Annotated in this window: 24 protein-coding genes; 19 read left to right on the top strand and 5 right to left on the bottom strand. The window is 37.2% G+C overall.

Annotated elements, in window-relative coordinates; all coding sequences use genetic code 11:
• The first annotated feature begins 46 nt into the window (after positions 1–46).
• From JOD07_RS02340 to JOD07_RS02320, 5 genes are all read left to right on the top strand, one after another.
• Positions 47–880 (top strand): hypothetical protein, encoded by an 834-nt coding sequence (locus tag JOD07_RS02340; RefSeq protein WP_158740195.1) that lies wholly within the window; start codon positions 47–49, stop codon positions 878–880.
• Positions 881–1022: 142 nt separating this feature from the next.
• Complete coding sequence (locus JOD07_RS02335; protein ID WP_158740196.1) at positions 1023–1532, top strand: hypothetical protein; 510 nt, start codon at positions 1023–1025, stop codon at positions 1530–1532.
• 148 nt (positions 1533–1680) lie between these two features.
• The gene (locus JOD07_RS02330) at positions 1681–1854 is read left to right on the top strand and encodes a hypothetical protein (RefSeq protein ID WP_204611968.1); all 174 of its coding nucleotides are present in this window, start codon (positions 1681–1683) and stop codon (positions 1852–1854) included.
• A complete protein-coding gene (locus JOD07_RS02325) occupies positions 1815–2000 on the top strand; it encodes a hypothetical protein (protein ID WP_204611966.1) in 186 nt (61 codons plus the stop codon). Before JOD07_RS02330 ends, JOD07_RS02325 begins: the two co-directional genes overlap by 40 nt.
• Before the next feature lie 261 nt (positions 2001–2261).
• On the top strand, positions 2262–2828 hold the full coding sequence (locus tag JOD07_RS02320; protein ID WP_158740197.1) for a hypothetical protein: 567 nt from the start codon (positions 2262–2264) through the stop codon (positions 2826–2828).
• Between the two features lie 43 nt (positions 2829–2871).
• Here the strand turns inward: JOD07_RS02320 and JOD07_RS02315 are convergent, their stop codons facing one another.
• Positions 2872–3621, bottom strand: coding sequence for a C40 family peptidase (locus tag JOD07_RS02315; RefSeq protein ID WP_158740198.1), 750 nt, complete (start codon positions 3619–3621; stop codon positions 2872–2874).
• Positions 3622–3853: 232 nt separating this feature from the next.
• On the opposite strand from JOD07_RS02315, the gene iorA reads away from it, so the two are divergent.
• Positions 3854–5578: an indolepyruvate ferredoxin oxidoreductase subunit alpha gene (iorA, locus tag JOD07_RS02310; RefSeq protein WP_204611964.1), complete on the top strand. Its 1725-nt coding sequence runs from the start codon at positions 3854–3856 to the stop codon at positions 5576–5578.
• Position 5579: 1 nt separating this feature from the next.
• A complete protein-coding gene (locus JOD07_RS02305; protein WP_158740200.1) occupies positions 5580–6152 on the top strand; it encodes an indolepyruvate oxidoreductase subunit beta in 573 nt (190 codons plus the stop codon).
• A gap of 43 nt (positions 6153–6195) precedes the next feature.
• Here the strand turns inward: JOD07_RS02305 and JOD07_RS02300 are convergent, their stop codons facing one another.
• Both JOD07_RS02300 and JOD07_RS02295 read right to left on the bottom strand, forming a co-directional pair.
• Positions 6196–6615 (bottom strand): threonine/serine exporter family protein, encoded by a 420-nt coding sequence (locus tag JOD07_RS02300; RefSeq protein ID WP_204611962.1) that lies wholly within the window; start codon positions 6613–6615, stop codon positions 6196–6198.
• Complete coding sequence (locus JOD07_RS02295; protein ID WP_158740202.1) at positions 6612–7382, bottom strand: threonine/serine exporter family protein; 771 nt, start codon at positions 7380–7382, stop codon at positions 6612–6614. The genes JOD07_RS02300 and JOD07_RS02295 overlap by 4 nt, the downstream gene beginning before the upstream one ends.
• A 141-nt stretch (positions 7383–7523) precedes the next feature.
• Here JOD07_RS02295 and JOD07_RS02290 point away from each other — a divergent pair, with 141 nt between their 5' ends.
• Both JOD07_RS02290 and JOD07_RS02285 read left to right on the top strand, forming a co-directional pair.
• Positions 7524–7925, top strand: a complete 402-nt coding sequence (locus tag JOD07_RS02290) for a DUF2721 domain-containing protein (RefSeq protein WP_158740203.1) — start codon at positions 7524–7526, stop codon at positions 7923–7925.
• 106 nt (positions 7926–8031) lie between these two features.
• The gene (locus tag JOD07_RS02285) at positions 8032–9267 is read left to right on the top strand and encodes a serine hydroxymethyltransferase (RefSeq protein ID WP_158740204.1); all 1236 of its coding nucleotides are present in this window, start codon (positions 8032–8034) and stop codon (positions 9265–9267) included.
• A gap of 40 nt (positions 9268–9307) precedes the next feature.
• On the opposite strand, the gene JOD07_RS02280 is transcribed toward JOD07_RS02285, so the two are convergent.
• On the bottom strand, positions 9308–9943 hold the full coding sequence (locus JOD07_RS02280) for a lactate utilization protein (RefSeq protein WP_158740205.1): 636 nt from the start codon (positions 9941–9943) through the stop codon (positions 9308–9310).
• A 202-nt stretch (positions 9944–10145) separates the two neighbouring features.
• On the opposite strand from JOD07_RS02280, the gene JOD07_RS02275 reads away from it, so the two are divergent.
• The 7 genes from JOD07_RS02275 (at position 10146) to JOD07_RS02245 (ending at position 18394) form a co-directional block, all read left to right on the top strand.
• Positions 10146–12815 carry a calcium-transporting P-type ATPase, PMR1-type gene (locus JOD07_RS02275; protein ID WP_204611960.1) on the top strand — a complete coding sequence of 890 codons (2670 nt, stop codon included), beginning with the start codon at positions 10146–10148 and terminating at the stop codon, positions 12813–12815.
• Between the two features lie 78 nt (positions 12816–12893).
• Entirely contained in the window at positions 12894–13757 is an 864-nt protein-coding gene (locus JOD07_RS02270; protein WP_158740207.1) for an NAD(P)/FAD-dependent oxidoreductase, read from the top strand.
• Positions 13758–13919: 162 nt separating this feature from the next.
• Complete coding sequence (locus JOD07_RS02265; protein WP_204611953.1) at positions 13920–15230, top strand: methyl-accepting chemotaxis protein; 1311 nt, start codon at positions 13920–13922, stop codon at positions 15228–15230.
• Between the two features lie 75 nt (positions 15231–15305).
• Positions 15306–16022, top strand: coding sequence for a Crp/Fnr family transcriptional regulator (locus tag JOD07_RS02260; RefSeq protein ID WP_204611951.1), 717 nt, complete (start codon positions 15306–15308; stop codon positions 16020–16022).
• Positions 16023–16134: 112 nt separating this feature from the next.
• Positions 16135–16827: an iron-sulfur cluster repair di-iron protein gene (gene ric / locus JOD07_RS02255; RefSeq protein ID WP_158740210.1), complete on the top strand. Its 693-nt coding sequence runs from the start codon at positions 16135–16137 to the stop codon at positions 16825–16827.
• A 97-nt stretch (positions 16828–16924) separates the two neighbouring features.
• Entirely contained in the window at positions 16925–17152 is a 228-nt protein-coding gene (locus tag JOD07_RS02250; protein ID WP_158740211.1) for a DUF1858 domain-containing protein, read from the top strand.
• A gap of 12 nt (positions 17153–17164) precedes the next feature.
• A complete protein-coding gene (locus JOD07_RS02245; RefSeq protein WP_204611944.1) occupies positions 17165–18394 on the top strand; it encodes a DUF438 domain-containing protein in 1230 nt (409 codons plus the stop codon).
• A 20-nt stretch (positions 18395–18414) separates the two neighbouring features.
• On the opposite strand, the gene JOD07_RS02240 is transcribed toward JOD07_RS02245, so the two are convergent.
• On the bottom strand, positions 18415–19809 hold the full coding sequence (locus tag JOD07_RS02240; protein WP_204611942.1) for an MATE family efflux transporter: 1395 nt from the start codon (positions 19807–19809) through the stop codon (positions 18415–18417).
• A 156-nt stretch (positions 19810–19965) separates the two neighbouring features.
• On the opposite strand from JOD07_RS02240, the gene JOD07_RS02235 reads away from it, so the two are divergent.
• The 3 genes from JOD07_RS02235 to JOD07_RS02225 all read left to right on the top strand — a co-directional run bounded on the left by JOD07_RS02235 (position 19966) and on the right by JOD07_RS02225 (position 23164).
• A complete protein-coding gene (locus JOD07_RS02235; RefSeq protein ID WP_204611940.1) occupies positions 19966–20643 on the top strand; it encodes a hypothetical protein in 678 nt (225 codons plus the stop codon).
• A 114-nt stretch (positions 20644–20757) separates the two neighbouring features.
• Positions 20758–21708 carry a D-2-hydroxyacid dehydrogenase gene (locus tag JOD07_RS02230; protein WP_204611939.1) on the top strand — a complete coding sequence of 317 codons (951 nt, stop codon included), beginning with the start codon at positions 20758–20760 and terminating at the stop codon, positions 21706–21708.
• A gap of 292 nt (positions 21709–22000) precedes the next feature.
• Positions 22001–23164 carry a trans-sulfuration enzyme family protein gene (locus JOD07_RS02225; RefSeq protein WP_204611937.1) on the top strand — a complete coding sequence of 388 codons (1164 nt, stop codon included), beginning with the start codon at positions 22001–22003 and terminating at the stop codon, positions 23162–23164.
• Positions 23165–23176 lie beyond the last annotated feature (12 nt).

Below are 23176 nucleotides of genomic sequence, written 5' to 3'. Positions count from 1 at the left end.
TAGTCCTTATCCTAAAAATTAAAACCTAATTAAAGGGGGAAATAGTATGGCTGCATATAGCAGAATAAAAGATGAATGTATTATAGCCTTAAAGGTATACGACCAATGTAGACAACAGGATTGCCTGACACCTGAAATGTTGGAAAGACCTTTTTCACTGGAATGCAGGACAGTTACCACAGAGAGCGGGCAAGTTATCGCCGCAGGAAAAGGATCTCCTATTAATGTACCTTCAGGAGCAGCAGACATTGTAGTTAAAGACTTCAAATTATATAAGATCGAAACAGACAGGAAACAAGATGCCTTCAGACCAAAGTATTATAATGTTCATGTGAAGTACATCTTTAAATTCAAACTTGCATTCCTCGATTCAGCGGGATGCCCTATTACATTAAGAGTTGACTCTGTTGAAAGAGAATTTATTGAAGCAGCAACATCATTCAAAAAAGTAGTTTTACTCTTTGGAAGTGAAGGCTCTGAAATTACGATTGCAAGCAATTTATTCCAGCCAGAATCTCATGTTTTAGAAGAAGCACCTTATGTATTGGTTGAAGCAAAAGCAGTATTGCTGGATTCTTGCTTGAATGGCGCAGTGAATGCTTTAGGTTGTGACTGCATAGAAGGAGCTTTGAACGACATTAATCTTACGATAGGATTATTCTCTATTATTAAGCTATTCAGATTAGTAAACTTACTGGTTGAATCTAAAGGTTTCTGCAAGCCGAACGAATGCGCAGAGGTTTCTCCGCTGAATCCATGTGATGTATTTGAAAGCATGGAATTCCCATTTGAAATATTCAACCCTCCACAAAAAGAAGATCTTGGATGCGTGGACGAAGTTCCAGTACGTAAAGCCTGCGATGAGGAAGACGAAGAGTAAGTATGCTGTAATTTCAAAAGTTCTCCTGAAATGCAGGAGAACTTTTAGTGTAATATATCATATTTTGTAACTCAATTAGAAAATACTTCATAAAATATAGTGAAGCAAAACCTTAAAATTCAATTTAAAGGAGGATTCATATATGAGAGATGGCGGCTGCAATAAAGGCAAAGAAAAAAGCATTCCACAACAATTAGAAGCAATCAGAGAGGTCTTAAAGAACTGCTGTTGCGGAGTATTGGGCAAACTTAGCAAAATTAGAGGAACTTGTATTTCTGTATCTCAATCAGCCAATAACCTAGATAATGCATCGCCTACCATTACACTGGATATTGAAGAAGATGAAGTATTACTTACAAAAATCCATGCAGCATTTATCGAATTTGTAGAAGATCCGCCCGCACTTATTGACCTTGGAATTATTACTGTCAGAGACAGAGAAGGAAATATTGTTTTCCAGGACGGATTTGGAGACAATCTTACTACTATTGGGGTTGAAAGATACGAAACAACATTTGTGCATCCACTGTTGGTAAAAGGACCTGTAAATGTGGAACTTGCTTTCTACTCACCAGAGGGTGGATTCGATCCTGTAGAAAAATTAGGTGCTTTAACGGTAGTATATTGTAAGAAAAAAGATTGTGTCGTTTAATCGTTTAATGAAATTTCAATTGAAAGGATAGTCGGCAGGCTATTCTTTTTCTTTTGGAAAAAGCAAAAAAATGTTGAAATATAGAACTTTAAAGGGACAAGGAACATAGTATGTAGTAGATGAGAAAACATTGAAGGGAGATGACCATGTGCAAATAGAAAAATCCAACGCAGGTTCATATCATTTGTCCCGGGGAAAAGAAGACACGATTAAGAAAGCCCTTCAAAAGAAAGCAGAAGAAACTTTCCAAAGACAAAAAGAAGTAAAAAAAAAGTCCTGCAATTGCAAGAAGCGAAGGAAGAAAAATTCGAAGAAAAGTTAAAAGAAGAAAAGATGCCAAAAGATCTGTCAGAACTGCTGACTTTTCTTGATGAAATGATTTCTGTAATAAAAAAAATGAACATGGCAGAAATGTTATTTCATCAGTTAAGGTCTGAACTACAGGAAAAAATGAACATTGAGGAATAAGATTTGACACCGACAGGTAAGGAGAATAGGGAAGATAACATAATACATCAAGTAACTACATCGTGGAGCTATGAGGTAATTTCGAGATTTGTTGAAGAAAGTACTAATATGTCACTTACAACGGGATCATTTCATAAAATATAGTAAGCCGTAATAGTTGATTAATAAGCGAAAGGAGGAAAAAGAAAAAGGATTAATTTAATAGTATTTTGAAGTCAGAGTTTTAATTTAAAGTAATTCATTTTAAAAGGAGGAGATTTGATGAAAAGTAAAAGTGATGGATTGAAATTCTGTGCTGGAGATTGTGGCGAAGGTTTAAAGGTATGGTACAAAGAACTGCTTAGAATTTTAGGAGATCCGGCCCTGTATAATAACCAATCAGTTTTGAGTTTATTAAACAGCATCAATACCACACTTGCCCCAGAAGGAGATATCTATTCTCTTTTGGAAGACATTTTTGATGCGATTCCGAACTGCATTTCAACTGGTACTTTTAGTGCTGATGCACCTGTAGAATTTACTGTAAATCAGCCAGTAAGAATTACTGGAATCCACGCATTTTTAAATGAAGATCCGGATGATCAGGCAGGAATTATTGTAGAAATCGGAACAATGGACGCTACAGACACCTTCACTCTGTTAAATCAATTCGTAAGTCCTAATCTGAATCCGGGAGCCGGCGTAATCAATTTCCAGACCAACTTCACTTATCCGTTACTAATTACCCCACCAACAGGAGAAAGAGTTGTTGTTCGTGCTTATGAAATAGGAACAACTCCTGCAGAAAGCATACCTCTTAATGTATTCTACTGCATAGATCCACAATAGGACATATTGAGGCATAATAAAAAATAAGCGGGAATTTTCCCGCTTATTTTTTGTTAATCACTGATGTAGCCAATACATACCTTTTTTTGTAATAGCTTTGGGATAAATCATCTATCTTTACTCCTTTTGCAGTGGTAGCATGAATAAATTGATTGTTGCCTATGTACAGTCCCACATGAGATATATCGCCATCATTTCTTCCCGAGGTATCAAAGAATACCAGATCTGCAGGACTTAAGTCTGCTTTTTTTACCAAAATTCCATTATTAAATTGACCACTGGCAGTCCTATGTATAGAAATACCGAAATTTTTCATAACAGCCTGAGTAAATCCGGAACAGTCTACTCCTTTTTTTAAGTCGGTTCCGCCATAGCAGTAAGGCGTTCCAATAAACTGTTTGGCATAGTGTACAATTTGTTCTCTTAAGGCTTCTTCTTTTGTTATAGGCACGATTTCTTTTACAAATGGGAGAGTGCACCCTTCAAGATACTGCGAATAAATCCAGGCTGACTTGTTCTTATAACAGATGCGATACCACTTTTTAAATTTACCTGTGACGATGAGAACATCATTTTTATCAACTATGCCCAGAATTTGTGAATCAGGATCAGGATATTGCCGAATATTAATCCCATCATGGTTGACGATCCCCCATGTAGAAGGTAGCTCCATATTACTTTTGGAAACATTATTGGATCCATTCATTTCAGCAGATAATATTGACGAATTTAGAAGAAGTAAAATCAAAAATCCAATTAAAAGTTTTAGTTTTAAATGGCTACATTTTTTCATTGGGATCCTCCTGTAAATTATTTTTGACATATTGTTATTTTTATATTATGGTTAATTATTTCCGAAAATATTCCAAGATCTATCATTCAATATGAAAATTTTGATTTAATAAATAAATCTCTCAATTTTTCGTGGAAATTACTTTAAGAGAGTGATATTATATCTATGTAAAGCGATAAAGTTAGAGTCAATATTTTTAATTTTGACATTGCCAATAAGATGGAGGGATAAGATGAAAAAGCTGATGTTAGGGAATGAAGCGGTAGCCAGAGGAGCCTATGAAGGAGGAGTCAGGGTTGCGACTGCTTATCCGGGAACTCCCAGCACAGAGATTACAGAATTTGTTGCCAAATATGATGAAATCTACGCTGAATGGGCTCCTAATGAAAAAGTAGCAATGGAAGTGGCCATTGGAGCTTCTTTGGGAGGTGCCCGAGCTATGGTTGCCATGAAGCACGTAGGATTGAATGTTGCAGCCGATCCTCTTTTTACTGTGTCCTATACAGGAGTTAATGGAGGTTTAGTGGTTGTGGTTGCGGATGACCCCGGAATGCACAGTTCTCAAAATGAACAGGATAGTCGCTGTTATGCCAGAGCTGCACACATTCCAATGCTTGAACCTTCCGACAGTCAGGAAGCTAAGGATTATATGAAACGAGCTTTGGAACTTAGTGAACAATATGACACGCCAGTGTTGCTTCGCATGACTACCCGTGTTTCCCATGCACAGAGCGTTGTAGAAACTGGGGAGAGAGAAGAAATAGAATTTAAACCTTATGAAAAAAATATAGGGAAAAATGTTATGATGCCCGCTATGGCAGTAAAAAGGCATATAGTTGTTGAAAACAGAATGAAGGAACTTGCCAAAGCAGCTAATACGATGGATTTTAACAGAATAGAGTGGGCTGATAAAAAAATAGGGGTGATTACCAGTGGCATCAGTTATCAATACGTGAAAGAAGCCCTTCCTGAAGCATCGGTATTAAAGCTTGGAATGGTACATCCTCTTCCTAAAGAATTGATTCAGGAATTTGCTAAAGAAGTAAATACCCTTTATGTAGCAGAGGAATTGGAACCCATTATTGAAGAGCAGATAAAAAATATGGGCATTTCTGTGATCGGAAAAGAAATTTTTTCTGTTCAGGGAGAACTGTCAGTACGAAAGATAGCGTCGGCAATTGATAAACGTGAGGTTACAGTCAGAGAGCCTGAAGCCTTGCCAGGGCGGCCACCCGTATTGTGTCCTGGATGTCCTCATAGAGGAATGTATTATGTGATCAATAAAATGAAACTTCATGCGGCAGGGGATATAGGATGTTACACTCTGGGGGCGCTTCCACCACTCGGAAGTATGGATGCCTGCGTATGTATGGGTGCAAGTGTTGGAATGGCCCATGGAATAGAGAAGGCAAGGGGAAGAGATTTTGCAAAGAACTGGGTTGGCATTATAGGAGATTCAACATTTATTCATTCGGGTATTACAGGATTAATTGACATTGTTTATAACAAAGGAATGTCGACCGTCATTATATTAGATAATTCTACTACCGGTATGACAGGACACCAGGATAATCCTGCCACAGGAAAAACGATTAAAGGAGAGCCGGCTCCTGTATTAAACTTAGTAGAGCTATCCAAAGCCATAGGGGTCAGAAATGTAAGAGTAGTAGATCCCTTCGAATTAAAAGAAGTAGAAACAGTTCTAAAGGAAGAAACGACCAGGGACGAACCATCAGTGATCATTGCCAGCAGACCTTGTGCACTTTTGTCCAAGAAAAAAGCACCGGTCTACAAGATATCCGATGCCTGCGTACAGTGTGGTCTATGCTTAAGACTGGGATGTCCCTCCATCGAAAAGCAGGATGGCAAAATAATTATCAATGATGCCCTGTGTAACGGATGTGGGCTTTGCACGAAGGTTTGCAGAACTGGTGCAATCGTAAGGGAGGCAGAGTAAAATGAAAACAAAAAATATACTCATTGTAGGTGTTGGGGGACAGGGTACTTTACTTACCAGCAGAGTTATTGGAGATGTTGCAATCAATAAAGGCTATGATGTAAAAATGTCTGAAGTTCATGGAATGGCTCAAAGAGGCGGAAGTGTTGTAACCCATGTAAGATATGGCAAAAAAGTATATTCTCCTTTGGTTGAAGAAGGCTGTGCAGATATTCTTTTAGCCTTTGAAAAATTGGAGGCTCTTCGATGGATTCACTACTTAAAAGAAGATGGGATTGCCATCGTCAATGATCAGGAAATCAATCCTATGCCGGTGATTACTGGTACAGCACAGTATCCTAAGGATATACTGGAAAAAATTAAGCAGGTCTGCAGGCAGACCTATATTGTGGATGCTTTAAAAATAGCAAGGGAACTGGGAAATATAAAGGTGTTAAATACGGTTTTGCTGGGGATATTGGCAAAACATTTAGGATTAGATAAAAATACATGGATAGAATCCATTGAAAGAGTTGTACCTCCTAAAACGATTGAAATCAATCAAAAGGCTTTTTTAGTGGGATATGAATTATAAAATAAGGTATTAAAGCGATAAAGTAAAGCAGACGGCTTACTCCTTATCGCTTTTTTAATCCAAGAGGTAAAGAAGAGGTAAAAATTATGGCAATAGCTATGACTCCGGCAACTTCAAGGGTTTGGGCACCATAAAAGGCAGTTTCCTGGAAGTTCTGGGCAAGCATAGCATACATGGTGCGATACATTCCTGCGCCCGGAACAAGAGGAATAATACCCGATATTAGGAAAACGGTCACAGGGACTTTTCGAATGATCGAAAAAATCCTGGAAATCATACTGATGCTGAGCGCACTGATAAAACTGGCCAGAACCACAGAATCCGTTAAATTAAAAAAACATAAGTAGATGAGCCACCCAAAAGCACCGATTCCCCCACAAAATAAAAGCTGTTTTTTTGAAATATTGAAAAGGAGTGCAAAAAAGAAAGTAGCAAAAAACGCACTGATTGTCTGAAGAATCATAGTATACCTCCCAGAAGAGCCAATCCGATTTTTAAAACGACACCTACCCCTGTTGCGATGGAGATGGCTACAAAGAAAGCTTCCACAGCCCTTGATACACCAGATAATAAATCTCCTTCTATGGTATCCCGTATAGCATTGGTAATGGCAACGCCGGGAACAAGGGGCATGATGGATCCGATAATAATTTGATCCAGATGTGTTGAGGGAAGAAACCTGGTAAATAACAGCGCAATACTTCCAATCAAACAACCACCGATGAGGTCCGTCAGAAATCTGGAAGATCTTATTTTGTTAAAGAAATGCTGCATCATTCCAAGGGAAATGCCAATGACAAATGAAACAATGCAGTCTCTTAAATTACCCCCGAATACAGCAGTAAAAAATGCAGAAACCAGTCCTGTTGAGCCAATCATGATATAATAGGGGTAAGGAGGTTTTTGATCAATCTCATTAAGTTCAAGCATTGCATTTTCCAGAGATATTTTTCCTTCTGTAAATCTCCTGGAAAGATCATTAACCAACATAACTTTATCCAAACGAATAGAACGATGACGAATTCGTTTAACAAGAGTGGTCATTTCCATGGATTTGTCATCAATGGTAGCAAAGATGCCAGTAGGGGTAACGAAGGCTTCAACAACCTCCAGGTTATGCACGGAGAGTATGCGTTCAATGGTATCTTCTACACGATAGGTTTCTGCACCGCTTCTTAGCATAATTTCTCCTGCCTGAATTGCAAATTTCAATAATGCTTTATGCTGCATGATAAGACTCCTCATTTTATAATGAATAGAATATCTGCTGAATACAACACTATAAATATTCCTGATTAATATAATACAAGTATTAGCATTAAAATTCAAACGAATTAAAGGGTTATTTATTATTTGGAGAGGGTGAGATTTATGGAATTAACATTGACGACTCCTGCTTTACTATTTCCTGCAATTTCTTTACTACTTTTAGCGTATACCAATCGATTTCTGGTGTTGGCGCAATTGGTCCGGGAGTTGCACGCAAAATTCAAACACGAACCTGATGAAATCATATCAGGGCAAATTGAGAATCTCCAGAAGCGCATTTTACTCATTCGTAACATGCAGATTCTGGGGGTAAGCAGCTTTTTTCTGTGTGTATTTTGCATGTTTTTGATTTTTTTAAACCATTACGATTTAGCAAAGTTTACATTTGCCTGCAGTTTGATTCTGCTTATGGCTTCCCTGGGATTTTCAATCAGAGAACTGTTGATTTCTGCAAAGGCTTTGACTTTACAGCTCAGCGATTGTGATATTGAGATAAAAAAATGAATTTTAAGACACTTTATTTGTTTAAATAAATAAAGTGAAGGATATTTCATTTATACCCAAATTATGCTATAATATTTTTTATTATAAATGCAGGAGGGAATAGATCATGTACTCTTTTGAAGAAATACAGAAGGTTGATGCAGAAATAGCACAGGCTATAGAAAAAGAAATAGGAAGACAGAATAATAAAATAGAATTGATTGCTTCTGAAAACTTTGTTTCGAAAGCGGTTATGGCAGCCATGGGTTCTCCTCTTACCAATAAATATGCAGAAGGCTATCCGGGAAAAAGATATTATGGCGGATGCGAATATGTGGATATTGTAGAAAATCTGGCGATCGAAAGGGCAAAGGAAATTTTCGGTGCAGAGCATGCCAATGTTCAGCCCCATTCCGGAGCACAGGCGAATATGGCCGTATTCTTTGCAGTTTTAAATCCTGGAGATACGGTTATGGGAATGAATCTCTCCCATGGAGGACATTTAACCCACGGAAGTCCTGTGAATATGTCTGGGAAACACTATAATATTGTACCTTATGGTGTGGATGAAAAGACTGGTTATATAGATTATGATCTTGTAAGGGCAATTGCTAAAGAACACAAACCAAAACTCATTATTGCCGGAGCCAGTGCATATCCCAGAACTATCGATTTTGCGAAGTTCAGAGAAATTGCTGATGAAGTAGGGGCTTACTTAATGGTAGACATGGCGCATATTGCAGGATTAGTGGCTGCAGGCCTTCATCCCAATCCAGTACCTTATGCTGAATTTGTTACCACTACGACTCACAAGACCTTAAGAGGACCAAGGGGTGGAATGATTCTTTGCAAAGCAGAATTTGCAAAACTTATTGATAAATCCATATTCCCAGGTATTCAAGGGGGACCATTAATGCATGTCATTGCTGCAAAAGCAGTAAGTTTTAAAGAAGCATTAAGCGATGAATTTAAAGCTTATCAGCAGCAAATCGTAAGGAACGCAAAGGCTTTAGCAAATGCGTTAATGGAAAGAGGATTAAATCTTGTATCCGGAGGAACGGACAACCATCTTATGATGGTGGATCTTAGAAACCTAGATTTAACCGGTAAAGAAGCGGAGAAGAGACTGGACCAAATAGGCGTTACATGCAATAAGAACACAATTCCTTTTGATCCTCAAAGTCCTTTTGTAACCAGTGGTATTCGTTTAGGTACTCCGGCAGTTACTTCAAGAGGAATGAAAGAAGAGGATATGGAAGTGATTGCAGACATTATTACGATGACTTTAAAAGATTTTGAAAGCAATAAAGCAAAAGCAGCTGAAAAAGTTGCAGAATTAGTAGCGAAATATCCACTATACTAAAAATAAGCCGTAGGGAAATTCTTTCCTACGGCTTTATGTATTAATACCCTAAATCTTCCCCAACCAGAATCACTTTGATTCGGTTTGGAACCTTTGACATACGGGTAACTACAATATTGCAGCAGATGCAATCTGGAGTTAAACAGTCCTTGCAGCTTCCCACACTGGTACAGGATGTTTTTTTGCTGAGGCGAAGAGCATTGATAGGGGCAGCGACATTTCTTGCCCTTAGTATTGCAGATTCTTCGTCAGGAGTCACTTTATTCATTCCTGCAATTATGATCACATTTTTAGGTCCGTAAATTAATGCAGCCGCTCTGTTACCGGTTCCGTCAATATTGATGAGTTCTCCGTCCATAGTGATGGCATTGGAGCTCATTAAGTAGTAATCGGCAGAAAATGCTTTATGAAAAATTTCAGTCAGTTCTTCATTATTTTTTGCAGTGCTTCTATCTAAAAGAGAGTAATTTTCTTTTCTTAATACATCCAGCAGCCCTATTTCTTCCAGAGTCATAGAACCTCCCCAGGATACCGTAGAACCCTTTTCCATAAGTTCCAAAGCCTTTTTTACAGCTTCTTCCTTTGTTTCACAGTAATACCCTTCGATGCTTCTTTTCTCAAAGGCAGCTAAAATCTTTCGAGCATTAATTCTGTAATAATCGTTTTTTGGTGCCATGCTTATTCCCCTCTCTTTTTTCTTATATTATACCTGAATATCCATATTTTTTTCAATCTAGAAAGTATATTTTTTGGATATGCTCACAAACTAAAACATAAATTCGGAAATATTTTCCTTAATTATATACTATAGAGAATGAATTATAGTATCAGGCATAATGACAAATACTTTATTAGAGAAATTCTTAGGGAGGGAGAATATGAAAACATTTTATGATAAAAGTATAGAAGAAGTTGTAAAGGAATTGAATACTGATATGGATCAAGGAATATCTAAGGAAGAAGTATCGAGACGACTTAAAGAATATGGAGAAAATCGCTTGGAGGAAAAGGAAAGCAGAGGAATCTTTCAGATGTTCCTGGATCAATTTAGAGATTTTTTGGTTTTAATTCTAATTGGAGCGAGTATTGTATCCATGATCGTAGGAGAAGCGACGGATGCAGTCATTATTTTGCTTATTGTTATCTTAAACTCTGTATTGGGAGTGTTTCAGGAAAACCGTGCCAATAATGCCCTTAAAGCTTTAAAAGATATGGCAGCGCCTCAGGCTAAAGTGATTCGGGAAGGCATTTTAGAAAAGGTACCGTCTTCCGAGTTAGTACCAGGAGATGTGGTGATTCTGGAAGCTGGAGATTATATCCCTGCAGATCTTAGACTGGTTCAAAGTGTCAATCTGAAAATTGAAGAAGCGGCTTTAACAGGAGAATCGGTGCCCGTGGAGAAATCTGCTCGTGAAAGGGTTGAAAAAGATGCCGGAATTGGTGACAGAGTTAATTCTGCGTTTATGAGCACAGTGGTTACTTATGGAAGAGGTAAAGGCATTGTAGTAGCAACAGGAATGAATACTGAGATAGGAAAAGTAGCTTCCATGCTGGAAGCTGTTGAAGAAGGCCCGACACCTCTTCAAAGAAAACTGGATCAGCTGGGAAAACTTTTAGGCAGCGTATGCCTGGGGATTTGTGGCATTATTTTTATCCTGGGATTACTTAGAGGGCAAGAAGTCATCGAAATTTTTATGACTGCGGTGAGTCTGGCAGTTGCTGCTATACCAGAAGGACTGCCTACGGTGGTAACGGTAGTATTGGCTTTAGGCATGCAAAAAATGATTAAGAAAGATGCTATCATGAAAAGGCTTGGAGCAGTTGAAACCCTGGGAAGTACTACAGTGATTTGCACGGATAAAACAGGAACACTTACCCAGAACAAAATGACAGTTGTAAAGATTTTCGACGGAGAAAATTTATGGGATGTAACCGGAAGAGGATATACAACAGAAGGAGAAATTAAAAAAGAAGGTAGTTTAGGCAAATTTGAGCCTGAAACTTCTCCGGCGCTGGAAAGACTTCTAAGAGCGGGAGTACTGTGTAACGATGCTCACTTAAAGAAAGGTGTGGATGAGATCATAGGAGACCCCACAGAGGGGGCATTAGTTGTATTAGGAGCCAAAGGTGGCTATCCCCAAGAAACTCTTATGGCTGAAATGCCACGGATTGGAGAGATTCCTTTTGATTCCAAAAGAAAATTAATGAGCACCTTCCACCAGCATAAAAAAGGTATTGTTATGTATACCAAAGGTGCTCCTGATGTAGTTCTAAGCCGATGTAAATATATTTTTAAAGATGGAAACCCCATAGAACTGACGGAGCAAGACAGAGTACGGATTATGGAGCAAAACCATTCTTTTGCCAATGAGGCCTTAAGAGTTCTTGCCCTGGCTTATAAAATGCCTGAGGAAGTAAAGGAAGTTCTGGATGAAGAAAAAGATCTGATTTTTTTAGGATTGGTAGGGATGATTGATCCTCCAAGAGATGAAGCCAAAGAAGCTGTAGCCATCTGCAAAAAAGCAGGCATTCGAGTGGTTATGATTACAGGAGATCATAAGACAACAGGAAGTGCCATAGGAAAAGCTATAGGCATTATAGACAGGGACGAAGAAGCTTTGGATGGCAAAGAATTAGATGCCTTAAGTGATGAAGAATTAAAAGAAAAAGTGAAAAGAGTCAATGTTTTTGCCAGGGTTTCACCGGAACATAAAGTGCGTCTTATTAAAGCAGTCAAAGAAAACGGAGAAATTGCTGCCATGACAGGGGATGGCGTTAATGATGCCCCTGCTTTAAAGCAAGCTGATATTGGTATTGCCATGGGTATTACGGGCACAGACGTTGCTAAAGAAGCTGCAGATATGATTTTAACCGATGATAATTTCGCAAGCATTGTGGATGCGGTTGAAGAAGGAAGGACAATATTTGGCAATATAAGAAAGTTCGTAGGCTTTTTATTATCCTGCAATATTGGAGAGCTTCTTGTGATCTTTATAGCAATGCTTTTTGGAGCTGAAGTACCTCTTCTTCCGATCCATTTATTATGGATTAATCTGATTACTGATGCTTTTCCGGCTTTTGCCCTTGGGGTAGAACCAAAGGAAGAAGGTATTATGGAACGCCCTCCAAGAGACCCTGATGAACCTATTGTCAATAAAGAAATGAGTATTGCTGTTGGTATTCAAAGCATATCCTTAGCTCTTGCAGCGCTGCTTTCTTTTTGGTATGGACTTAATCATTTCAATGGAGAGGATGCGCTTACTGCTGCCAGAACCTATTGCTTTATCACTTTGGTTGTAGGAGAACTTCTAAGGGCATATTCCGCCCGTTCGGAAGAAAAAATGATTTATAAAATGAAGATTTTTTCAAATATGTTTTTGAATATTAGCGTATTAGGGTCTTTGCTGCTTCTGATGGCAGTGGTTTATATTCCATTTCTACAGCCTATTTTCCATACAGTTTCTTTGTCACTTTTTGAACTGGATATGGCTTTGCTTTTTGCAATGATTCCTCTAATAGGAGGAGAAATTGCAAAAAAATTGAAATAAGACGCACACAAAATCCTTTAGACAAATAAAATATACCATGATATAATATTGTAATAATACAATATAGGAGGGCTCAATATGTTAGATATTGCGATTATTGGTGCTGGGCCTGCCGGGCTTTCTGCGGCAATTAATGGAGTAATAAGAAACAAAAAAGTGATTGTGTTCGGGCGAAATCCTAAAAGCAGTTATTTATACAAAGCAGAAAAAGTGGATAACTATTTAGGCCTGCCTAATATCAGTGGTCCTGGAATGGTGGAGCAGTTTATCAAACATGCACAGGCACTTGGAGTTGAATTTCATGAAGGAAGAATTTTGGAAGTGTTTTCTATGGGGGATTATTATACTTTAAACGTTGAAAATGAATTTTATGAAGCTAAAACGGTTATTATAGCCACCGGTATTCCGAAAGCTAAATATATTCCAGGAGAAAAAGAACTGCTTGGGAAAGGCGTGAGTTACTGCGGAACCTGTGACGGACCTTTATTTCGTGGAAAAACAACCATGGTCATTGGAGAAATAGAGGAAGCAGAGGAAGATGTTAATTTCCTTCAGGAAATTTGCAGCAAGGTTTATTTTCTTCCAACTTACAAAGAAGTGAAGAATGTTCATCCAAAGGTAGAAATCATAGAAGGAACACCAAAAGAAATCCTTGGAGATTCTGTTGTATCTGCAGTTCGTATAGATGATCAAGAGATCAAAGTAGACGGAGTGTTTTTAATTAAAGAAACGATTCCGGTTACACAATTAATAAAAGGTTTAGAAATGGAAGATAAAACCATCAAAGTAAATCGCAGATTAGAAACGAATTTTCCTGGAGTTTTTGCAGCAGGAGACTGTACAGGAAGACCCTATCAAGTAACAAAGGCAGTGGGAGAAGGTGCTGTGGCTGCTTTGGAAGCAGTCAGTTATCTTCACAGGATGGAAAATAAAAATAAATAAGCCAATATGCAAGAAAAACCTTCTGCAAGAATTTTGTGGAAGTATTTTATTCTATGGTTAATGGTCTAAAATAACTAGAATTAAATATAAGATTATGATAAAATTATTTTAAGGAAAAATGAAGAATTGGGTTATTTATACAATAAATGAGGAGGGATTTTTATGGACGAAATGGGCAGCAAAAGTCAAGAGAATCCCAAAGATGGGCTTAATATAATTAAAAGAATTTTTGCTGGCTCCGTTTTTATTTTGCTTATTGTATCTATTCTGGGGGGACTTCTTTTTAGTTTTGTCCTGAAAGCTTTTGCACATATCGATAAATTTTTCTTAGTTTTTCTTCTTTCTGCTGTATTCAATGTGCTTTTAGGAGGCATTCTTTTTCTTGCTTTTTCTGCCAGTATCCAAAGGAGCACAAAACATTTTGTGAGTTTGTTAGGGGACATCAGCAAAGGGAACTTTTCAATTAAGATTGATCACAGCAGCAACAATAAAGTGATCAGAATGATCGTTGACCATATGAATCTGGTAACAGACCAAGTTCGTCATATTATTCAGGGGACTTATAATTTAACAAAATCCATTGTTGGATCTTCGATTGATATGACGGATAAAGTAAAAGAAGCAACCGCATCTATTCAGGAAATATCTCAAACTATAGATGAAATTGCGGCTGGTGCTTCCGAGCAAGTTTTACAGGCTAAAACCAGTGTTAATATTATGGAGAATTTATCCAACCAAATTTCAGTGGTGTATGATAGTTATAATTCCATTATTCAGGAAACAGAGCATGTAAATATATTAAATAAAGATGGACTTAATTCTGTCAGGATTTTAAGGGAAAAATCAGATGACTACAATCTTTCTTCACAAAAGATTTTTGCGGCGGTTGAAAATCTTACATCCACTTTAAACAATATTGCTTCTTTTGTTGAGTCCATCAAGAATATTGCAGAGCAAACCAATCTTTTGGCACTTAATGCAGCGATTGAAGCAGCAAGAGCAGGAGATGCCGGAAAGGGGTTTGCGGTTGTTGCCGAAGAAGTAAGAAAATTAGCGGATCAAAGCAAGGTATTTACAGAGCAAATCAGCAGTATGATGGATAATATTCAGAGAGATTCAGAACAGGCTATCGAAGCTATGGCATCCATGAAGAATGTTTCAGAGCAGCAGATTATGTCTGTTAATCAAACAGAGGAGTCCTTTAACAAAATTGCCAATGCAGTGGACTCTATCATAGTAAAGATTAACAGAACCAATGAAGCGATCAAAGAGATCGAAACAGGGAAAACAGAATCTGTTAAAGCGATTGAGACAACAGCTCATGTTTCTGAAGAAACAGCAGCTGCCAGTGAGCAATTGGCAGCTACCATTGAGTTACAACTTAATATTTTCGAAGAATTAAAGAAATCTGCGGAAGAATTAAATACACTTTCAAAGAATATGGACGAAAACTTAAGAAAATTCAAACTATAATCATGAACGGAAATATTTTATGGAAAACCTTCTGTTATTCATTTTAACAGAAGGTATTTTGTTAGGAGGAATACGATGAGTAAGCATATTTGCAACTGTGAACACTGTCAGCATAAACTTTGTGCAAGAAATGTACCTATATTTTCTTCTCTTAATCCTGAAGAAATTGAAAAAGTAGTCAGTTTAATCGTGAGGCGAAAGTATTCCAAAGGTGAAATAATCGTATTGGAAGGTTCCAGTTTAGAAAGTCTTGTAATCATCAATACAGGGAAAGTAAAGGCTTTCAGACATACTTTTGAAGGGAAAGAGCAGATCTTATATATTTTTTCATCGGGGGATTTCTTTGGAGAAAAGAATTTAATCATTAATCAGAAAGTGACATATAGTGTGGAGGCATTGGAAGATACAAATATATGTATGATTAGTAAGGGGGATTTTAAACAGCTTCTAAATGAATATCCGGAAATTAGCTATAAAATCATGGAAGAACTTTGCAAGAGACTGATTCGTATGGAGGATGCAGTTGAAAGCATGAGTATAAAGAGTGTAGAAGCCAGAATTAGTGCAGTACTGCTGGAGTTTGCGAATAAATATGGTAAATCTCATTCTAACGGCATTTTAGTTGAACTTCCCTTAAGCCGTGAGGGAATAGCCAATTATATTGGACTGACCAGAGAGACTGTAAGCCGTAAAATGAGCCTTTTACAGGAAGAAGGCATCATCAAGATGGTGGGCAACAAAAAGATTATTATCACTGACAAAGAGGCATTAGAAAATTCAATAAATCATTAAAATATGAATCCAGTCACAGTATTATTTTCAAAAATGGGTTATTCTTTAATCATCAATGAATGACAGTTTACTGAGTAATCATGAAAATAATATTGTGAATGGAGGAACCAATATGAGTATTTTTAATACCGCTCAAACTTTAGGTGAAATCGTATCTATTATGCCAAAAGCCAGTGAAGTGTTTAAAGTGTATCAAATAGATTTCTGCTGTGGGGGAAACAGATCTTTAGAACTGGCAATCAAAGAGCAGAACTTAGACCAAGAAGAAATTTTACTCAAACTTGATGAAGCCTATGAAACAACAAAGAAGTCTATAAATTCGGTGGATTTTAGGACCCTGCCTTCAGCTGATCTGATCGACTATATTCTTAATACCCATCATAGTTTTGCCAAAAGGATTTTACCAAGCATCAGCGAATACATCACAAAGATTTTAAGCGTTCATGGTGTAAATCATGAGGAACTTTTCAAAGTTCATAAATTATTTCATTCATTAAAGACAGAGTTGGAACAGCACTTTATTAAAGAAGAAGAGATTTTATTCCCAGTTATAAAGCAGTATGATGCTAAACCCTCTGAAGAATTATTGGACAAAATTAAAAAGGTAATGCAAGAAACAGAGGACGAGCATGATGGGGCAGGAGACATTCTTAAAGAGCTTAGAAAAATTACGAAGGATTATTCAGTTCCTGATGACGGATGCACTACTTTCCGCTTAGCTTATCAGCAGCTTCAGGAATTGGAAGCAGATTTATTTGAGCATATTCATTTGGAAAACAATATATTATTTAAAAGATTTGAGTAATGAGGGGTGAGCAGTTGCTCGCCCTTTATTATCAATTTGGAAGTATATTTTTGATTTATATGGTAAAAGATACATTATGATTCTGGAAGGTGATTCTATGATTAAAATACTAGATTTTTCAAAGACAATTTATGAATTATCAAAAGAAACCCCTGAAATCATCGAAATCATGAAAAGTTTAGGGTTTGATGCCATCACTGACCCGGTAATGTTAAACACAGCAGGCAGGGTGATGACGATACCAAAGGGTGCAGCTATGAAAGGCATAGCACTGGACCAGATTAAGAAAGAATTGATCAATCAGGGATATGTAATTAAAGAATAAGGAGGAAAGACAGTGAGTGAAATTATAAATAATCGTGAGTATAGGCAAAAGATTTTAAAGGAACTCATCGGGGAATTGCACAAAGGAAAAACCGTTGATGAAGTGAAGCCAAGATTTGAAAAATTGATTGAAGGAATCGACGCTACGGAAATCGCTCAAATGGAGCAGGCTTTAATCATGGAAGGCATGCCTGTGGAGGAAATCCAGAGACTCTGTGATGTTCATGCAGCTGTATTCAAAGGTTCTATTGAAGAGATCCACAGACCCACAAAACCAGAGGATACACCGGGACATCCAGTACATACCTTTAAGCTTGAAAACACAGCAATAGAAAGATTAATTAAGGAAAGAATACAAGTTCATTTACAAGAGTTTAAAGCTGATGACAATCCGGAAAATCTAGCTAAGCTTACAGAAGATATTAATGCATTGTGGCAAATAGATAAGCATTATTTGAGAAAAGAAAATCTTCTCTTCCCCTTTATGGAAAAGTACGGAATCACTGCTCCTCCGAAAGTAATGTGGGGAGTGGACGATGAAATCAGAGAAGACATTAAAGCAATAAAAAATATGCTTAAACATTATAATGGAGAAAAAGATGTTTTATTAGAGCGGATTAATAATACAATCAACAGGGTTACCGAGATGATTTTTAAAGAAGAAAATATTCTTTTCCCTATGGTTTTGGAAACTTTATCAGAGGATGAGTGGCTGAAGATCGAAGAAGAAAGTGGGGAGATCGGCTATACACTCATAGATGTAAAGACAAAATGGAAGCCTGTTAGGGTTAATGTTGAAGAGAAAGCAGAGGAAGAAGGAGAAAAACCTTCTAATGATGGATATATTAAATTTGAAACAGGCGTGCTTACTCCCGAAGAAATTAATGGAATCTTTAATACGATTCCTTTAGACATAACCTTTGTAGATAAAGATGGATTTGTAAAATATTTTTCTCAGGGAAAAGAAAGGATTTTTCCAAGAACAAAAGCGGCGATCGGACGAGAAGTAAAGAACTGTCATCCTCCTGCCAGCGTACATATTGTAGAAAAAATTGTTGAAGACTTAAAGAGTGGCAAGAAGGAAAATGAAGACTTTTGGATCAAAATGGGTGATAAATATGTATATATCAGATACTTTGCAGTCAGAGATGAAAAAGGGGAGTTTTTAGGCATCATGGAAGTAACACAGAATATCAAACCAATACAGGAAATTACAGGAGAAAAAAGATTGGTATCGGATTGAAAATAAAAACGGTTATCATCTTATCGGATGGTAACCGTTTTCCATTTTCCACTTTTGAATCTGATATATATAATGCCCCAACGAACAAACTGGTCCACAAATACTCCCATCCAGGCTCCGGGGAGTCCTAGATTAAGCAAATTAACAAATATGTAGGCAAGTATGACTCGAATGCCCAGGACCCCAATAAAAGTGGATATAAGAGGCCAAAAAGTATCTCCGGCACCCCTTAGTCCCCCTGCCAGGATCAGTTGGGAAGACTGAAAGGGTTGTACTAAAGCAATAATTTTCAGGGCTACAGAAGCCTTCTGGATAATTTCCGGATCGTTGGTATATAAAGAAATCAGCTGAGGACTAAACACAAAGAACAGAAAGGCCATGAGCGAAGAAATTAAGGAGCCGATACGTCTTGATTCTTTGGCATAGGCTTCGGCACGTTCTGGATCTTTTGCCCCCAGCCCTTGTCCTACCAGAGAGGAGGTCGCAATACCGAAAGCTTGCCCTGGATTAAAGGATAATCCAAGAATACTTAAGCATATCTGGTGGGCTGCAAAAATAACTGTTCCCAATCCAGCCACGATTTTTGCAAACAACAGTAAACCTATTCTGAGGGCCATCTGTTCTAAAGAAGCAGGAACTCCAATTTTAATCAGATTATATAAAATATCTTTATCAAATTTAAAACGTTCTTTGAATGTCAATCGTATAATACTTTTTCCTCGGATTAAATAGATGATTAAAATGATGCTGGCAAGAAACTGTGAGAATGCAGTCGAAATTCCTGCTCCTGTAACCCCAAGGGCAGGCACGCCCAAAAGTCCATATATAAGAATGGCATTCCCGATAACATTAATAAGGTTAACACTTAAATTAATCCGCATCGTTGTTTTCGTATTGCCTGCACCTCTTAAGGCTGCGGATATTGCGAAATTAAAGGATTGGAATAAAAATCCTATAGAAATAATTTTAAAATATCCTCTTCCAACAGTTAATGTATCCGTTTGCGCACCCATGAAGCCAAGAATTGAATCTGCAAAAAAGACACCGAATAAAGATAGGGGGATTGCCAGTAAGATCAAAGTGAGCAGGATAATGTGCTGAAGAACATTTTCTACTTTATCGGTCTGTTTTGCTCCTACATACCGGGCAATGATTGCGGTTCCTCCGATATTTAATGCCTGAACGAGAGAAAGTCCAATGAAAAGAGGTTGATTGGTCATTCCTACGGCTGAAATGGAAGCAGCGGCAATAGCGGGATCAGCTATTCTTCCCAACATGATCATATCGATCATTCCAAATAATGAGCCTAAGAACAATTCAACCAACACAGGCCAGGCAATCCTGAGAACATCTCTTTGGGTGTTTGTAAGCAGAAGTGTTCGATTCGATTTTTTAAAATCAAGATGTTTGGCCATATCAATACTTCTTTCCAATAACATTGTAGTATTCTTATAAAACCTTTAAGGATTATATCATAATTTGATAAATACTGTCACCTTTTCATTCTTTCCTGCATGGAGGGATTTTTATGCACATAAAATAGTAGAAAGGATATAGGAGGGGATTATGGAATGAGTGCGTCATTAATTCCTTTATTCTCAGTTTTAATTATTGTTATTCTTAATATAATGCAAATAAAAAATCATCCTAACAGAGTTTTACGCAGTATTTGCCTCATACTTTTTACATTTACAGGACTCAGGTATGTTGCATTAATAGTTTTTAGACTTAATTTAGACATGAATTTCTTGAAATTTTTCTCTTATTTTTATTATGCTTCATCTATAGGGCTAACGATTCCTACAATATTTGCATTGTGGTATATTATTCCTGCATTTAGGGAAAGAATAAAGGAATGGACAGTTTTGACCTTAAGTGCTCCTTTCAGCTTTTTTTATCTGTATCTCATATATTTACAGCCTGTTCAAATCATAAAACATGATGGTTTTGGATACAGGCTGCAGCTTCTGGCTCCCTGGAACCGATGGCTTAGCATTGTTCAGGGAATTGTAACACTTATAGTTTTTGGTATGTGTTTTTATGGATTCAGGCGGTATAAATATAAGTTCCCCAGAAGTCAGTATCTTTTATTTATCTTAGGCTATGTTTTGACAACCATTGATGGACTATGCATGTTATTTAACAGCGTTTATCCCATTGAGCCTTTTATATTCTCAGAAGCATTCATACTGATTGCTATATTGTATGCTTTTGCTACAAAGCCGATTAAAGAAAAGTACAGTCATTAGACAGAATATGTTTTATGTTTTATAATTTAAATATTCTTAACGGTGTAATAGAAATAGTTTAATACACGGACCTACAGAAAACCAAATAATAATTTACAAAGGAGGTATCATTCATTGAAGATCTTATCATCCATTAATATTGGAGAAAGCAATGTAGAACTTGTAAAGAAAAAATATCCTTTTATTGAATATCTTATGTTCAAAAATATTGAGGAAGCAGGAGAGCATTTAGAAGATGCGGAGGTTTTTGTAACTTTTGGTTTTGATACAACTGCATATTTAATTGAAAAGATGAAAAATCTCAAATGGATTCAATCCATGTCAACAGGAATCGATATGCTTCCTTTCGAAAAATTAAAAGAGAGGAATATTCTTTTGACCAATGTTACAGGGATTCATGGAATTCCCATTGCTGAATATGTGATGGCCGTTATTTTAAATGACCGCATTGATGGATTTACACATTATGAACAACAGAAAAATAAGATATGGAAAAGAAAAATGGAGTTTGAAGAACTCTATGGAAAGACTATAGCGATTCTTGGAACAGGTACCATCGGAAAAGAAATAGCACGAAAAGCAAAGGCTTTCGATATGTATACGATTGGTGTGAATACCAGTGGAAAACCTGTGGATTATTTTGATAAAACTCTGCCAATTTGTGAATTAAACGGAGCCTTATCCCAAGGAGATTATATCGTAGATACCCTTCCTTTAACAGACCAAACCCGAAGAATATTGGGCAAAGAGCAATTTGCCAGCATGAAAAGTTCTGCATACTTTATTAATATTGGAAGAGGTGCAACAGTGGATGAGGAAGCACTTATTGAGGCACTTCAAAACCATATCATTAGAGGAGCTACGCTTGATGTATTTGAAAAAGAGCCGCTGTCACAGACTAGTCCTCTTTGGACAATGAAAAATGTATATATTACACCACATATTTCAGGTTTATCCAATATGTATATGAATCGGGCGTTTCCTATTTTTGAACATAATTTAAAAACTTATCTCGAAGGAAAAGAAGATTATATCAATAAAATAGATTTGGATAAAAAATATTGATAAAACTATTTTGTTCCATAATTACCTGCTTTTTTGCGGGTTTTTTTGTGCAAAAATATTACTTGACAGATGGGGAAAAATCTTATATCATAATTAAAACTTTTAATGTTTATCGGAATGATATGAATTAATAAAGCTGTTTTTTTCTTTAACTGGAGTGGAACTGCGGATAAGACTTTCGCCTCTATACGATAGGAGGTGAAGGTCTTTTTTGATAAATGTATGCTTAAGACTTGGCTGACGAAAGAAGGCAATGATATGATGTTTATATTTATTGATTGGAGGGTTATTCATGGATCTTACGACGCTTTGTGTACATGGAGCTGAAGATAATACCCACTGTACCGGCTCTGTAACAGTACCTATTTATCAGGCAGCCACATTTGCCCATCCTGGTGTTGGAGAAAGCACGGGCTATGATTATTCCCGGCTGCAAAATCCAACAAGAGAACAGGTGGAAAAAATCATAGCAAAACTTGAAAAAGGAGTAGACGCTCTGGCTTTTTCCAGTGGTATGGCGGCTACAACTGCTTTAATGGAGCTTTTTAAAATAGGCGATCATATTATTGTTTCAGATGATTTATATGGAGGATCTCACAGACTTTTTCATTATATTTCAATGAAAAATGGCCTGTTTTTTAGTTTTGTAAATACTTCTAACATTTCTGAAGTCATCAAGCATATCAGAAAGGAAACGAAAGCAATTTACATAGAAACTCCAACCAATCCTATGATGCAGGTAACAGATATTGCTGCGATATCTAAAATTGCAAAGGAAAACAATCTGCTTCTGATTGTGGATAATACTTTTTTAACCCCATATTTTCAGAATCCTATTGATCTAGGGGCAGATATTGTTCTTCACAGCGGAACCAAGTATCTTTCAGGGCATAATGATACCCTTTCAGGATTTTTGGTTGTCAGGACGGAAGAACTTTCAGAAAAACTGCGTTTCATTTATAAAACCACAGGGGCATGTCTTTCTCCATTTGACAGTTGGCTTATGATTCGGGGAATCAAAACCCTTGCTGTTAGGATGGAAAAACAGCAGGAAAATGCAATAGCCCTGGCCAATTGGCTTTGTAAGCATCCTAAGGTTCAGGATGTTTACTATGTAGGATTACCGACTCATCCAGATTATGAAATCTCAAGGAGGCAGGCTAGAGGATTCGGAGCAATGATTTCGTTTAAAGTAGATAGCGAGCAGACTGCCAGACAAATACTCAGTCGGGTAAAGCTAATCCTTTATGCGGAAAGTCTTGGAGGAGTAGAAACCTTAATCACATATCCGATGCTGCAAACCCATGCTGATGTTCCTCAGGAAGAACGGGAAGCCAAAGGAATTGATGAAAGATTATTACGTCTGTCAGTAGGAATCGAAAAGATCGATGAACTGATCTTAGATTTGGAGCAGGCATTATGTCAGGATAAATTAGAAATTTACGGTTGCGATTGAGATTGGAGTGGT

Source organism: Defluviitalea raffinosedens, from assembly GCF_016908775.1.
GTDB classification, from domain to species: domain Bacteria; phylum Bacillota; class Clostridia; order Lachnospirales; family Defluviitaleaceae; genus Defluviitalea; species Defluviitalea raffinosedens.
The sequence above is the reverse complement of the archived record's forward strand: the minus strand, read 5'-3'. Positions and strand labels throughout refer to the sequence as shown.